General features: G+C 59.8%; 15 protein-coding genes. 7 read left to right on the top strand and 8 right to left on the bottom strand.

The window, feature by feature from the left end:
* Positions 1-9 precede the first annotated feature (9 nt).
* The 5 genes from thpR (at position 10) to CKA81_RS13880 (ending at position 2,126) form a co-directional block, all read left to right on the top strand.
* Entirely contained in the window at positions 10-597 is a 588-nt protein-coding gene (thpR, locus tag CKA81_RS13900) for an RNA 2',3'-cyclic phosphodiesterase (protein WP_128355819.1), read from the top strand.
* Between the two features lie 67 nt (positions 598-664).
* Entirely contained in the window at positions 665-862 is a 198-nt protein-coding gene (locus CKA81_RS13895) for a hypothetical protein (protein ID WP_128355818.1), read from the top strand.
* A gap of 12 nt (positions 863-874) precedes the next feature.
* Positions 875-1,366, top strand: coding sequence for a GFA family protein (locus CKA81_RS13890; RefSeq protein ID WP_128355817.1), 492 nt, complete (start codon positions 875-877; stop codon positions 1,364-1,366).
* 21 nt (positions 1,367-1,387) lie between these two features.
* Entirely contained in the window at positions 1,388-1,693 is a 306-nt protein-coding gene (locus CKA81_RS13885) for a MatE family transporter (protein WP_228255726.1), read from the top strand.
* Positions 1,686-2,126 (top strand): carboxypeptidase-like regulatory domain-containing protein, encoded by a 441-nt coding sequence (locus CKA81_RS13880; RefSeq protein ID WP_128355816.1) that lies wholly within the window; start codon positions 1,686-1,688, stop codon positions 2,124-2,126. The genes CKA81_RS13885 and CKA81_RS13880 overlap by 8 nt, the downstream gene beginning before the upstream one ends.
* An 8-nt stretch (positions 2,127-2,134) precedes the next feature.
* On the opposite strand, the gene CKA81_RS13875 is transcribed toward CKA81_RS13880, so the two are convergent.
* The 8 genes from CKA81_RS13875 to CKA81_RS13840 are packed head-to-tail and all read right to left on the bottom strand — an operon-like array spanning position 2,135 to position 11,133.
* Entirely contained in the window at positions 2,135-3,406 is a 1,272-nt protein-coding gene (locus CKA81_RS13875; RefSeq protein ID WP_128355815.1) for a SulP family inorganic anion transporter, read from the bottom strand.
* Positions 3,407-3,428: 22 nt separating this feature from the next.
* Complete coding sequence (locus CKA81_RS13870) at positions 3,429-4,580, bottom strand: mandelate racemase/muconate lactonizing enzyme family protein (RefSeq protein WP_128355814.1); 1,152 nt, start codon at positions 4,578-4,580, stop codon at positions 3,429-3,431.
* 19 nt (positions 4,581-4,599) lie between these two features.
* Positions 4,600-6,036: an aldehyde dehydrogenase family protein gene (locus tag CKA81_RS13865; protein ID WP_128355813.1), complete on the bottom strand. Its 1,437-nt coding sequence runs from the start codon at positions 6,034-6,036 to the stop codon at positions 4,600-4,602.
* A gap of 28 nt (positions 6,037-6,064) precedes the next feature.
* Positions 6,065-7,696, bottom strand: a complete 1,632-nt coding sequence (locus CKA81_RS13860) for a GMC family oxidoreductase (RefSeq protein ID WP_128355812.1) — start codon at positions 7,694-7,696, stop codon at positions 6,065-6,067.
* Positions 7,693-8,691, bottom strand: a complete 999-nt coding sequence (locus CKA81_RS13855) for an ABC transporter substrate-binding protein (RefSeq protein WP_128355811.1) — start codon at positions 8,689-8,691, stop codon at positions 7,693-7,695. The genes CKA81_RS13860 and CKA81_RS13855 overlap by 4 nt, the downstream gene beginning before the upstream one ends.
* A gap of 38 nt (positions 8,692-8,729) precedes the next feature.
* Positions 8,730-9,551, bottom strand: coding sequence for an ABC transporter ATP-binding protein (locus CKA81_RS13850; RefSeq protein WP_128355810.1), 822 nt, complete (start codon positions 9,549-9,551; stop codon positions 8,730-8,732).
* A 2-nt stretch (positions 9,552-9,553) separates the two neighbouring features.
* Positions 9,554-10,330, bottom strand: a complete 777-nt coding sequence (locus CKA81_RS13845) for an ABC transporter permease (RefSeq protein WP_128355809.1) — start codon at positions 10,328-10,330, stop codon at positions 9,554-9,556.
* Between the two features lie 17 nt (positions 10,331-10,347).
* The gene (locus CKA81_RS13840; RefSeq protein ID WP_128355808.1) at positions 10,348-11,133 is read right to left on the bottom strand and encodes a GntR family transcriptional regulator; all 786 of its coding nucleotides are present in this window, start codon (positions 11,131-11,133) and stop codon (positions 10,348-10,350) included.
* A 118-nt stretch (positions 11,134-11,251) separates the two neighbouring features.
* Between CKA81_RS13840 and CKA81_RS13835 the strand changes: the two genes are divergently transcribed.
* Both CKA81_RS13835 and CKA81_RS13830 read left to right on the top strand, forming a co-directional pair.
* Entirely contained in the window at positions 11,252-12,694 is a 1,443-nt protein-coding gene (locus CKA81_RS13835; RefSeq protein ID WP_128355807.1) for a carotenoid oxygenase family protein, read from the top strand.
* Positions 12,687-13,139: a DUF2141 domain-containing protein gene (locus tag CKA81_RS13830; RefSeq protein WP_164878410.1), complete on the top strand. Its 453-nt coding sequence runs from the start codon at positions 12,687-12,689 to the stop codon at positions 13,137-13,139. The genes CKA81_RS13835 and CKA81_RS13830 overlap by 8 nt, the downstream gene beginning before the upstream one ends.
* Positions 13,140-13,143: the final 4 nt, after the last annotated feature.

Genomic DNA, 13,143 nt, shown 5'->3' with positions numbered 1-13,143 from the left:
GCAGGTTTTATGAGCAGCGAAGAACGAAGTCCACATCGACCGGACTCGGCGCCGGCCTTGCGGCTGTTTTTTGGTTTATGGCCGTCACCAGAGGCCGCGGCCGAAATGTCGAAATGGGCCGAAGACGCCCATGCGCTTTGCGGCGGGCGGGTAATGCGCCCGGACACCTTGCACATCACCTTGGCCTTCCTGGGCTCCACATCGCCTGAGCGGGCAGAGCAATTAATGCGCGAGGTGCCAACGTGGCCGGCTGTGGTGGATGATCTGATATTGCAACGCTACGGACGCTTCACGGGCCCGCGTATCGTCTGGGCTGGTCCGGGGCGCTCGGACGCTGATCGTGTCCCCTGGCTGGACAGCCTTTATGACGAGCTTTGGGGGCGCTTGGCTGCGCTGGGCTGGCAAAAGCCCGCGTCCACATTTCGTCCGCATGTGTCGCTGCTGCGCAAGGCCGGGCCCTGCGCCCTGGACCAGTTAGGCCGCCCCCCGCTGTTGTGGCGTCCCCAGCGCTGTGTGCTGGTGGCATCGACCCCATCGCCGGGCGGCTCTCAGTATCAGGTGTTGGCGGCCATGCCGTTGGCGGGCCTGCAAGACTGAACTGCCCCGGCGGGTATGGCTCTTGCTGGTCAGCCATCCTACATCCGCAAGCCGCAAAGGGGCAGACATGGCAAACTCGAATACGCAAGGTGGACAAGGCGCAGAGTCCAACAAGAAGCCGACTCCTGTGCCGACGGACGACAGCCCACGTCGGGAGGACGAGCTGCTTGGAGACCTATTGCAGGACCCGTCACCCGAGGACGACGGCAAGCTTAGCGGACAGGACGAAAAGGGAGTGATTCCGGGCAAGAAAACGCCGGACTGAAGGAGGACCATCATGCAACTGGAAGGATCATGCCATTGCGCCGCGGTGCAGTTCGCCGTCCAAAGCATCAATCCCTACCCTTATCAGCGTTGCTATTGTTCCATCTGCCGCAAAACGCAAGGTGGGGGCGGGTTTTCCATTAACCTCAGTGCGGATGCGCGCAGCATGAAGCTGACTGGCGGCGAGCATATCTCGATTTACCACGCCTTGATCGCGCAACCCGATCACGAAGAGCGCCGCAAAAGCACGGCCGAGCGTCACTTCTGTAATCGCTGCGGCAGCGCCCTGTGGCTGTTCAGCCCAGAGTGGCCCGACCTTATTCATCCTTTTGCGTCGGCCATAGACACCAATTTGCCTGTTCCGCCTGAACACACCCATCTTTTCCTGGACGACAAGGCTTCCTGGGTAGAAGTGGCAGCGCGTCCCGCCGACAAGATGTTCAGGGGCTATCCGGAAGAATCGATTGCCGACTGGCACGAGCGCCTGGGCCTGGATACGCAATAAATAACGTTATGGAGATTTACCATGGTGACAGACAAAGACCTGGAACGGGCCCGACAGGACAAAGACTTCGAGGAAGAAGTCAGCCTGACCGGGACCGGCCTGACGGAGCCCAACCTCGGGCCAAGTGATTCCTCTGATTCCGGTAGCGATATGCCGGCCAGTTCGCCTGACACCGATAGTGATCGGCACAATACGGGGGAGCGACCGCAGGTCGAAAATACGGGCGAAGAACCCTTGGAAGACGACGTGGAGCCCGACAAGATCGTGTCCGAAGATAATGCCGGCCTTGCGTATACGCCGCCTGATCCGGAGCGTAACGGTGGTTAAGCGCAGCAGTCTGGCGGCCGTGCTTGCGACTGGCGCAATCCTGGCAACGGCGGCGCAAGCGCAACTGCCGCCGGTACAGACCGCAAACGGCGTGCAGTATGTCACGGGCGGCTTCGGCCAGGACGAGTCCAATGCGCTCAAGCAGGCGCGGTCGGACTATACGCTGGCCCTGACCTTTGCCGTCGCCGCGTCGGGCAGCGCATCGTCACCCTATGCGGGCAACGTCCAGGTGCGCCTCAGCGAAGCCGATGGCAAGGTCGTGCTCGATACGTTGTCTACGGGGCCTTATTTCCTGGCTGATGTAAAGCCGGGTGCCTATCAGTTGGTCGTCACCTACGAGGGCAAATCGCAAAGCAAGGATGTCACCATCGTGGCAGGCAAGACCACAGACCTGAAATTTACGTGGAGCCGGCCTGCGTCAGGTCCTGATTGAGCTTCTGTTTAGCGGCTGCGGCATTTCCGGTAAAAGTGGGCCGCCACGCTAAGGCAGACGCCGGCGACGACACCCCAATATAGGTGGGGCAGTGCCAGCAAGGTAACCAGGAAGGTGACGACGGCGATCACGCCATCGGACGCTTTGGCAGCAAACAGCTGTCGGAATGCGTTCAGGTCCAGCAGCGTCAGTACCGGTACGATAATGATCGCGGCCAGTACCGATTTGGGCAGGTGGAACAAATACTCGGTTAAAAACAATAGAAAGGCCAGCACCGTAGCAGCCGCGAATAAAGTCGACCATGCACTGACAGCGCCGCTGTACAGATTCAGGGCAGAGCGCGAAAACGAGCCGCTGACGGCAAAGGTGCCCGAGAATGCAGCGGTGACTTTTGCCAGCCCCTGGCCCAGAAGTTCTTGGTTTTCGTCCCATTGTTCATTGGTTTTTCGAGCCAGGACCCGACAGCTGGACATGGCCTCTGTGAAGCTGATCAGTGCGATGATCAGGGCTGCCGGCAGCAGATGGCGATGGCTGTCCAGAGAGATCGCCGGCGGTATGGCCAGCGGCGGCAGGCCGGATGGCACATCGCCAACCACATTGCCGCCGGCTGACGAATAGCCAACCATCGTGCTGACCGCGATGCTGCCTATCGTTACGATCAATATGCCCGGCAGTCGCGGCAGAAAGCGCCTGAGGGCCAGCAGCAAGGCGATAGCGGTGCAACCGAACACTGGCACTATCGGTATGGCGGCTGCGTTGCGCAGGCGCTCCATGATGCCGGCAGATCCGCCTGGCGATAGCTCCATACCCAATAGAGCCGGCAATTGACTGAAGATGATGATGACCGCTGCCGCGTTGATGAAGCCCACCATGACTGGCGTTGATACCAGGCTGGCGATACGGCCACCACGGAAGGCGCCCAGCAAAAACTGCATGATGCCGGCATACAGCGCCAGCCAGATTGCCAGTGCTACCCATTGTGGGCTGCCCGGCTGGGCGATGGGGGACAAGGCGCCGTACACCAGCAGGCTGGTCAGGGCGACCGGCCCAACAGCCAGCAAGGCCGACGAACCCCAGAGCACGCCGACGACGCTGGGCAGGAGCGCCGCGTACAGACCGGTATGGGCAGGCATGCCGGCCAGCGTGGCGTAAGCCAGCGCCTGCGGAATCAGCACCAGTCCCACCGTGATACCCGCCCAACAATCGCGGCCCAAGGTCTGGCGATTGGGTCTGGGCCAATTAAGGAAAGGAAAAAAGCGGCGTAGCACAGGCGTAAGCATAGGCCAACTGTGGGGGCTCAGGTCAGGCGTAAGCGTGTGGCACCAGGAAACTGCTGACGGCCTGCAAGTCTGGTGTAATGCCCAGGCCGGGTAGCTCGGACAAGGTGACGGCACCGTCCACCGGTCGCACGAGCTCGCCGGCAAACAGGTCGCGCAAAGGGTTGGGGTTGGAGTCGACTTCGACGAATCCGGCACCGCCTATGGCAGCCTTCAGTTGCATGGATGCGACCAGGCCAACCCCGCCGCCCAGCCAGTGAGGGCAAAACAGATGGTCGCTGGCCAGTGCCTGCTTGCCCACTGCAAGGCAGCCACTGAAGCCGCCCCATTTTCCCAGATCGGGCTGCAGGACGGCGAAGGCGCCAGAGGCAATGGCCGACGTAAACTCTGCCTCGCCGCGCATATTTTCGCCCGCTGCAAGTGGGATTTTGGAGGCGGTGGCCAGCTTCCGCCATTGCGCAAAGGTGTGGTCCACCTGTATGGGCTCTTCCAGCCACAGCGGATTGCACTCGGCCAGCAGGCCACTCATTTCGATGGCGGTGTCTGGGTCCCAGCCCTGATTGGCGTCTATCATCAGCGCGGTGTCAGGACCGAACATGCTGCGCAGCGCGCGCAAATTGGCCAGATCCCGCTCAGCGCCGAAGCCCACCTTCAACTTGAATGCCCGATAACCCTCATCCCTTTTCTGCGCGGCCAGTTGCTCTGGCGCAGTGGGGCTGAGCCCCGAGGCGTAGACCTGGATCTGCCGGCTTCCGCCCAGCAGCTTCCATAAGGGCTGATCCAGGCGTTTGGCGGCCAGATCCCACATGGCAATATCGGTTCCGGCGATGGCTTGTGCCATGGTGCCGGGCTCGCCGCTCTGCAGGCCCAATACATGCAAGCGTCTTGTCAGTTCTTCGAACGCCTGCGTGGGATGCGACCAGCTGCGCTCTTGCAGTATGGGCGCAATGCACGAGTCGACCACCCGCGCGCGATGCTCTGCGCCCACACCCGGAAAGTTGCACCAGACCTCGCCCCATCCGACGGCGCCTGCGTCGTCTTCGATGCGAATCAACACCGCCGGCCGGTCGTGCATAATCCCGAACGACGTTTGCACCGGATCGGTGATCGGCGCCCTGTAGACCAGCGTGTCGATTTTTGCGACGCGGATGGGGCCAAGCTCGGAGAGGGAAATCATCGAATCAACCTGCCTTTATTCATGCTTTGATGTAGACGGCGTGCTCGGTCGTGTAGAAATTAACCGCGCTCGATCCGACCGAATAGGCGCCCACGCCAGAATGCTTGATGCCGCCAAACGGCATGTGGTTCTCGGGTATGGTGCCGTGATTCACATGCAGCATGCCGTGTTCGCTTTCAGCGATAAACCGCTGGACCAATGCAAGGTCGTTGGTAAATAGGGCCGAAGTCAGTCCAAACTCGACGCCGTTAAGTATGGCAAACGCTTCGTCTATGGTGTCATAAGACAGGACGGAGATTACCGGGCCGAAAATCTCTTCGCGTGCCACCGACATCTGCGGCCTTACCTCGCCAAGTATGGTGGGCTCATAAAAGTAGCCGCCGTCGCAACCGGGCACCTTGGCCGCCTTTCCGCCGGTCAGCACCCGGGCGCCTTCGGCCACGCCGGCTTCGACCATTGCCACAACCTTGCCCAACTGTTGGGCGTTGTTCATAGGCCCCATCGTTACCCCAGCTTGCGTGCTGCTGCCCAACACCTGCTTGCGCGCCCGCGCCACCAGGCCGTCTTGCACAGCCTGCAATAGCGGCGCGTGAACCAGCACGCGACTGATACTCGTGCAGCGTTGGCCGGCGCACTGATAGGCCGCGCCAATGATCTGATCGAGGCAGGCGTCCAGGTCATCCGCGTCATGAACGATGGCGGCGTTCTTGCCGCCCAGCTCCAGCGCCACCTCTGCGAGGTTCTCGGCTGCTGCAGCATAGACTTTTTTCCCTACCGGCACCGAGCCGGTAAAGGCCACCCCGTCTATGCCCGGATGCGAGGCCAGCGCCTGTCCGGTTTCCGCCATGCCTAGCACGACCTGCAGCAGACCATCCGGCAAGATGCCTTGCGCGGCGGTAGCCACGATGCAGGCCGTCGCGGGCGTGTACTCGGAGGGCTTCAGTATTACGGCGTTACCGAAGACCAGCGCCGGTACGATCTTGCGCATCGGCGCCATGATGGGGAAGTTCCAGGGCGTAAGCGCAGCGATAATGCCACGGGGGCGGCGTATGACGGAATTTCGGAAACCCGCCCGCGAAGATGGCATGGCTGGGCTGTGACTGCGTGCCGCTTCTCCGATCATGAAGCGTGCTTCGGCGCAGGACTTATCAGTCTCGCCGCGCGACTCGACCAGCGGCTTGCCTTGTTCAAGCGAAATCGCTTGCGCCAGTTCGTCTTTCTTGGCCTCGATGGCAGCGACAAACTTCTCGACGATGACGCCGCGCTCTGTAGGCGGCAGGCTGCGCCAATGCGCTTGTGCGGTCCGGGCAGCGCGTACCGCCTCGTCCACCTGTGCGGCTGTGGCGGCTGTATAGCTGCCGACGACTTCGGCCGGACGTGCCGGGTTGTGTGTAGTAAAAGCCGCAGCCAAGCCGCGACGCCACTGACCGTCGATCAGGTTACCGTATTCAAACATTTGTCATTCCTGTCTTGTTGCGCTGGTATCAGAATGGGTCGTTCAGCACGTGGTGTGCACCCTTTTCACCGATCAGGATGGCGGCTGCATTGGTGTTGGCGGACACCATTTCCGGCATCACTGAAGCGTCGATGACACGTAGTTGCGTCACTCCGTTAACCTTCAGTGTCGGGTCCACCACAGCGCGTTCGTCCGAGCCCATGCGGCAGGTCCCGACGGCGTGGAAAACCGTACCCCCGCCTTCTCGTGCAAAGGCAGTAATTTGCTCGCGTGTTTTTCGATGGGATCCTGGCAGGACTTCGCCATCGATCAAGTCGCGGAACGCAGGCTGGTTATAGATTTCGCGCAGCGTTTCTATGCCTGCGGCCAAGGTATTGCGATCGATCTCTTCACTGAGGTAGCGGGTCTCGATGCGCGGTGAAGCAAACGGGTCGGTGCTTTGGATCTGCAGGCGTCCGCGTGAAGCGGGCCTGCATTGGCTGGCCGACGCGGTAAAGCCGGGGTAGTTGTGCAGCGGCGTGCCGGGCTTGTCTACCGACAATGGCATGACATTGAACTGCATGTCGCTGCGCGCGTCGCTGGCAAATTCGGTCCGTGCGAACCCGCCGACTTGTCCGGCTCCGACCGTCAGGGGGCCACTGCGCTTGAAGTACCACTCCAGCCCCATAGCGGCCAGCTTGACCGGATTGCGCACGTCATTGTTAAGCGACAGTTTTTTCTTCAGGCGTACGATGGTGCGCGCCTGATAGTGGTCTTTCAGGTTCTCGCCCACTTCAGCAGCGTCGACCCGTACGGGTATGTCTAGTTGCTCTAGCAGGTTGGCGGGACCAATGCCCGATAACTGGAGCAACTGCGGCGACTGAATGGCACCCGCGGCCAGGATCACTTCACGGTCGGCACGCGCCTGCTGAACCTGGCCCTTGTGCAGCCATTCGACGCCCACGGCCTTGGTGCCTTCAAAAAGCACGCGCGTCGTGTGCGACTCGGTCAGCACAGTAAGGTTGGTCCGGCTTTGGACCGGGCGCAGGAAGGCCACGGCGGCACTGGAGCGCCAACCATTTTTCAGTGTCAACTGATACGGGCCCACGCCATACTCGGTGGCGCCATTGAAGTCCGGATTAAACGGCAGGCCGAATTGCTGGCCGGCTTCGACCCATGCCTGGCAATAGACGTGATCGTTCTTCAGTCCCGAGACGCCCAGCTCGCCGCTGCCGCCGTGGTACTCGCTTTCGCCACCTTCATAGCCTTCCGAGCGCTTGAAGAAGGGCAGCACGGATCGGTAATCCCAGCCGCGTGCGCCCATTTGGCTCCAGCCGTCGTAATCGGCGTGTTGCCCGCGGATATACAGCAGGCCGTTTATTGAGCTTGAGCCGCCCAATACTCGACCACGCGGCCACACGATGTTCCGCCCCGCGGTGCCTTCGCACGCCTCGGTGTCGAACTGACGCGAGAACCGCGGATCGTAAATGGTGCGGAAATAGCCGACCGGTAGATGCAGCCAGAAATTCTTGTTGGCCTTGCCCGCCTCAAGCAAAAGCACCTTTACCGACGGATCTTTTGAAAGACGGTTGGCCAGGACGCAGCCTGCCGAGCCGGCGCCCACGATAATGTAATCGTAGGCGCCGGCTGTAGAGTCCTGCCGGGTGTGCGTGTTGTTCATGCTTTGACGATGTCGAGGTAAAGGCTAGGATCGAAGTAGGTTGAAGCAGGCACGGCGTTCGGGATGTTGGCGAAGTCGACAAAAAAGTCGGTTACCTGCTGCAGCCACTGGGTGACCGTGCCGTCCTTGTACATCTTGGCCCATTCCTGCGAAGTGAACATCTTCTGCGCCTGGTATTGTTCCTTGATGTCCGACAGCGGAACACGGGGATAGTATTTTTCCTGGATCAGCGCCAGGGATTCGTCGGTGTTATTGATCAGATGGTCGTTGGCCACTGTCCAGGTAGAAATGATCCGCTTGAGCGTGTCCTGGTTTTTCTCGAAGAAACCGTTGCCGGCGGCCCAGCCACCCGTGATCGCCGCTTCAGGATAGTAGGCCGAAGCATCGACCAGCATTTTTGCGTCTGGCACGCGGCTGCGTACCGAGATATTGAACGGAACCCACAGTGCGACAGCCGGAACCGCCTTAGAAATAAAGGCGGTCACCGCATCTTGCATACGTTGATTGACGATCTGCACGTCGTTCTTGGGGTCTACGCCGTTGGCGCGCAAGGCCTTGTCCAGGAACACGTGGGCGGTAGTGCCGGCCGTCGTCGAGATCTTCTTGCCTTTCAAGTCGGCGAAGCTATTGATGCCCATGTCCGGGTGTACCCATAGCTGAGCCGTGGCGAACTCGACGTTGTTGATCAGAAACGCTTTGCCCTGACCGCGAGCGGGGAAGTTCGACAGCACGGCGCCCGTGGACAGCACATCGATCGAGCCGCCGCTCATAGCCTGGAAGAGCTCCAGACCGGTTTGAAACTGAATGAATTCCGGGTTCAAACCATTCTTTTCCCATAGGCCCATCGAATCGGCCAGCCATAGCTGCCCATCGACTGCCAGGGTGTGCAAATAGCCCACTTTCAGTTTGCTGGGCGCTTGCGCGCGAACGATGGAGGGAGCGGCAATCGCCACGGCGGATGCTGCGCTTAGTTCAAGAAAGCTACGACGTTTCATGGGGTATCTCCGTTTATTATCGGAACGAGTCCGTTTAGTCAGGCGGTGGCCTTGGGCTTGCCTTGTGCTTCTTGCGCCGCGTACTCGCGCATCACCGAATCGTGTATGTGTGAGCGCAACGCGTTGAATTCCGGTGTTTCCTGTAAGGAACGATTCCGGGGGTAGGGGAAGGGGATATCAACCACCTCCCTTATCTGTGAGGGGCGGGCCGAAATGACCAGCACCTTGTTCGAGAGATAGACGGCTTCTTCAACCGAGTGCGTGATCAGCATGACGGTCTTGCCCTCGGCATGCAGAATCTCCAGCAGAAGATCGTGCATGGCGCTACGGGTTTGCGCATCAAGCGCGCCAAAAGGCTCGTCCATCAGTACGAATTCGGGCTGGACCGCATAGGTGCGGGCAAGCGCCAGACGCTGGCGCATCCCGCCTGAAAGCGTCTTTGGGAAAGCTTTGCGGAAATCCGCCAGGCCCATCAGGTTCAGGTAGCGTTCCACGATTTCCCGCTTTTCTGCTGCCGACACTTTTACGCTGTTGGCTTTCAGCTCGAGCCCGAAAGCGATGTTCTGCTCGACGGTAAGCCAGGGAAACACCCCATATTCCTGAAACATGACGCCGCGGTCAGGCCCGGGGCCTTCGATTTCCTTGCCGTCCAGTGTGACGGTGCCGCGGGTCGGCTTGAGGAATCCGGCAGCCATGTTCATCAGCGTCGTCTTGCCGCAGCCTGATGGCCCCACAAGAGAAATGAAATCGCCCTGCCGGATGCTGAAAGACATGTCGCGCACGACCGCAAGGGGGCCGTTGGCTGTTTGAAAGTCCATCGACACATTGTCGAAACCGATGCGTTCTATTTGCTGTTCCATGTTTAATGCTCCGCCTTGTCTTGCCAGCTTACGAGTCGGTTCGAGATCCGACGCAGCGCGATGTCCATAAGCAGCGCCAGTGCGCCGATGCTGATAATGCCCAGGTAGATCGTGCGCAAATCGAAGAAGGCCGACGCGTTCTGGATCATTGCGCCCAGCCCCTGTTGGGCTGCCACCAGTTCGGAGGCGACCAGCGTGGCCCAGGCAACTCCCAGCGCCACGCGCAGGGCAGTAAGCATGTGCGGCACCGTCATGGGCAGCATCACTTTTCGGAAGATTTCCAGGTCGGTGGCGCCTAGCGTGCGGGCGACGCGGATGTAGACCGGGCTGATCTGAATCATGCCCTCATACATCACGATGACTGCCGCAAAGAAAGAGGCATAGAACAGGATGGCGACCTTGGCCACCTCGCCGATTCCAAGATACACAATCGCCAGAGGGATCAAGGCGATCGGTGGCAGGGCACGGAAGAAGTTGATCAATGGATCGACAAAGCGGCGCACAGGCTTATACCAGCCGATCAGGAATCCCACGGGTACCGCCAGCAGCATACCCATCACCAGGCCGAGCACCACGCGCTGCACGGACATCCATACATTAATGAGGTAGTCGCCTTCGTTCAGGTGGATCCATAGCGTTTGGGCCACCTCGGTCGGTGAAGGCAGGAGCGTGGGGTTGATCAGTCCGGTCATGCGCAGCAGCGACCAGAACACCAGTAAAAAAATGAAGGGAAGAGCCGCCCAACCAAAATTGGCCAGGGCGTTACTGCTTTTATTCATGGATGTCTCCGGAGAAATTACTTTATGGCTGTTTTAGCGACGGTTTCTTTATTGGCCGTGCGCTTGCGGCCCTGCATGAGGTCGACATCGATTTGGATCATCTGCGCGGGGTATTGAATGTGCGCGTAATAAATGATGCGTTCTTGCTCGTCCAGCAAGCTGCGGCATACGTCGGCGATGGGATCGCCAACGCCGATGTCCAGATGCGGGGCGGTCTCTTCATCGCACACGGTAATACGCATAATCTGGCGACCATGAACGACGTCGACACCGGGCATCGAGACCAATTGTTGTACTGCCGGCTTAAGCTGGAAGCCTTTTGGGTCCGCTTCAAAAATGTCTTTTGCCACGTAGATGTCGATCAGGCAGTAGGGCTCGTCGTTGTAGTAGTGGACGCGCCGCATATGTTCGTAAGCTGGTCCAACGGTGCCGAAGTCCAGCGCGGGCTCCAGCTTGGATGCTTCGTGGTCTATGGAAAGTAAACGGATCTTCAAGTTGCCAACGGTATCGACAAGCTCGTCGAAGTTGTTGGGCAGCTTGAACCAGCGCTGGGCGGACAGATCCTTGGCCACGAAAGTGCCAACGCCGCGCGTACGCCGCACGATGCCCTGGTTTTCCAGCTGCGTAAGCGCTGCCCGCAGCGTTATGCGCGAAACCTCGTACTCGTCGGCCAGCTTCTCCAGCGTCGGAATTTGCGCACCGTAAGCCCATTCCTGGCTTTCGATTTTTTGCCGCATGAGCTTGGCGACCTGCAAATACAGGGGCATCCGGCTTTTATGGAAGACGTTAGGTTCTATAGACATAAAGTCATGGTAATAGACACAATCAGGCTTCGTCAATAGGGGCGAACATCAGTATCTGGCTTTGCTGATCCTGTAACATGCCCCTGAGGCGACACGCATCCTTGAGACAGGAGCAGCTATGACGAACGTGAATGCAGCATCCACCGAAGCGCATTGGCTTTCGGGCTTGGCCACGTCCATGCAGGACGAGCATGATTACGCGCCGCAAGTAGAAGGCGCAATTCCGCCCGGGCTGACGGGCACGCTGTTCCGCAACGGCCCCGGCCGCTTCGAACTGGGGGGCGTGCGCAAGAAGCACTTGCTGGATGGCGACGGCATGATACAGGCGTTCGACCTGGATGCAAGCCATGTCCGGTATCGCAACCGTTATGTTCGTACCGAAAAATACATCGCCGAAGAAGCCGCTGGAAAACTGATTTTTCCTACCTGGACCACGCGCTCGCCCAGAGGCTTGCTAAGCAACGTTGGCAACAGGATCAAGTCGCAGGCAGGGGTGACCGCGGTCGTCAAGAACAACATGCTTTACGCCTTTGATGAAGTCGGACTTCCTTACGGGCTGGATCCAGACACCCTTCAGACGCTGGGCCAGCAAGCGGTGGGCGAGCCCACCGCCCGGGTCGACTACAAGGCACACACCAAGACGGATGGCCATACCGGCGGATGGATACTGCTGGGCGTAACTTACGGCCGCAGCATGCATCTGCACATCGCCGAACATAATGCGCTAGGTTCATTGCGCTTCAGTCAACGCGTGCCGGCGCCGCGCTCGGCCTATTTCCATGACTGGTTTGCCACCCAGCATTACATCGTGGTGTCCCTGCAGCCGGTGCAGCCTTCTTTCGCTCGTTTCCTTACCGGTCTGGACAGCTTTACGGACAGCATGCGTTGGCGGCCCGACAAAGGCAACTTACTGATGGTGATCGACCGCAATGCGGTACAGCCGCCTGTCATCATCCCTGCTCCGCCCACCTTCATGTGGCATGCCCTGAACGCCTATGAAATCGGCAATAGCATCGTGGCGGACTTTGTCGGCTATGACGCGCCCGATCATTTCCTGGGCGAACACGCCGCCTTCCGCGCCATTATGGACGGGCGGGGCGGCGACCAGAATTACTCCGGCACCCTTCGACGCTACATCATCAACCTATCGCAGCGTAGCGCAGTAGAGGAAATCGTCAGCAGCGAGAATCATGAATTTCCCATGATCGCACCAGAGCGCGGATGCACCCCGCATCGCTACGGCTATTTCACCACCGCGCGCGGGCCCACCGTTTTTCATAATGGCCTCGCCCGCGTAGACATGAACACAGGCGCCCGCGAAGTCTTCCACATGGGCGACAAGGCGCACCTGGGCGAACCCATATTTGTTCCCGACCCGAAGGCCCAGGATGCCGAACAAGGTTGGCTGTTATCCGTCGGCCTGGACGGCGCGACGGGCCGCTCGTTTCTGGCGATCCTGCGGGCGGACCGCATCGCGGATGGTCCGATTGCCGTATTGCGTCTGCGTCATCCCACGCCGCTTAGCTTTCATGGCTGGTGGAAGGGGCAAGGGCATGCTTAGTTTGCGTAGGGTATGCCTTGCGGTGGCCTTTCTTGTTGGAGGGCTACTATTGGCAGTGGCCGCGGTGGCGGCCGAGCTTACCGTCGTGGTGCAGGGGGTCAATACGCCACAAGGCAGGGTGGCCGTAGCGTTGTTCGCGCAAGCCGAGGGTTTCCCCAAAGACGACAGCCTGGCGCTAGCCCGGATGATGGTTCCTGTCGATCCCCAGGCGAAGAAGGCAAGCGCGGTGTTTCCGCGCCTGGCACCAGGCCGCTATGCGGTGTCCGTTTTTCATGACCACAACGATACGGGCAAGCTGGAGACCAATCTGTTCGGCATCCCGCTCAAGGGCTATGGCTTCTCGCAGAACGTTAATCCTTCAATGCGGGCAGCGCGATTTACCGAGGCGCAGTTCGAGCTACCCGAGCCCGGCAAGACGATCGTTATTGACTTGATTTACAGGTGACGGC

It is taken from the genome of Pollutimonas thiosulfatoxidans (assembly GCF_004022565.1).
GTDB lineage: Bacteria > Pseudomonadota > Gammaproteobacteria > Burkholderiales > Burkholderiaceae_B > Pusillimonas_D > Pusillimonas_D thiosulfatoxidans.
Note: the sequence above shows the minus strand (reverse complement) of the source record. Positions and strands in the feature narration are given on the sequence as shown.

What these genes read in the sequence shown, in the direction of transcription:
- CKA81_RS13845 (WP_128355809.1), bottom strand. Translation starts at nt 10,330, where the DNA reads ATGAATAAAAGCAGTAACGCCCTGGCCAATTTTGGTTGGGCGGCTCTT.
- thpR (WP_128355819.1), top strand. Translation starts at nt 10, where the DNA reads ATGAGCAGCGAAGAACGAAGTCCACATCGACCGGACTCGGCGCCGGCC.
- CKA81_RS13835 (WP_128355807.1), top strand. Translation starts at nt 11,252, where the DNA reads ATGACGAACGTGAATGCAGCATCCACCGAAGCGCATTGGCTTTCGGGC.
- CKA81_RS13865 (WP_128355813.1), bottom strand. Translation starts at nt 6,036, where the DNA reads ATGTTTGAATACGGTAACCTGATCGACGGTCAGTGGCGTCGCGGCTTG.
- CKA81_RS13890 (WP_128355817.1), top strand. Translation starts at nt 875, where the DNA reads ATGCAACTGGAAGGATCATGCCATTGCGCCGCGGTGCAGTTCGCCGTC.
- CKA81_RS13830 (WP_164878410.1), top strand. Translation starts at nt 12,687, where the DNA reads ATGCTTAGTTTGCGTAGGGTATGCCTTGCGGTGGCCTTTCTTGTTGGA.
- CKA81_RS13840 (WP_128355808.1), bottom strand. Translation starts at nt 11,133, where the DNA reads ATGTCTATAGAACCTAACGTCTTCCATAAAAGCCGGATGCCCCTGTAT.
- CKA81_RS13855 (WP_128355811.1), bottom strand. Translation starts at nt 8,691, where the DNA reads ATGAAACGTCGTAGCTTTCTTGAACTAAGCGCAGCATCCGCCGTGGCG.
- CKA81_RS13870 (WP_128355814.1), bottom strand. Translation starts at nt 4,580, where the DNA reads ATGATTTCCCTCTCCGAGCTTGGCCCCATCCGCGTCGCAAAAATCGAC.
- CKA81_RS13885 (WP_228255726.1), top strand. Translation starts at nt 1,388, where the DNA reads ATGGTGACAGACAAAGACCTGGAACGGGCCCGACAGGACAAAGACTTC.
- CKA81_RS13850 (WP_128355810.1), bottom strand. Translation starts at nt 9,551, where the DNA reads ATGGAACAGCAAATAGAACGCATCGGTTTCGACAATGTGTCGATGGAC.
- CKA81_RS13875 (WP_128355815.1), bottom strand. Translation starts at nt 3,406, where the DNA reads ATGCTTACGCCTGTGCTACGCCGCTTTTTTCCTTTCCTTAATTGGCCC.
- CKA81_RS13860 (WP_128355812.1), bottom strand. Translation starts at nt 7,696, where the DNA reads ATGAACAACACGCACACCCGGCAGGACTCTACAGCCGGCGCCTACGAT.
- CKA81_RS13895 (WP_128355818.1), top strand. Translation starts at nt 665, where the DNA reads ATGGCAAACTCGAATACGCAAGGTGGACAAGGCGCAGAGTCCAACAAG.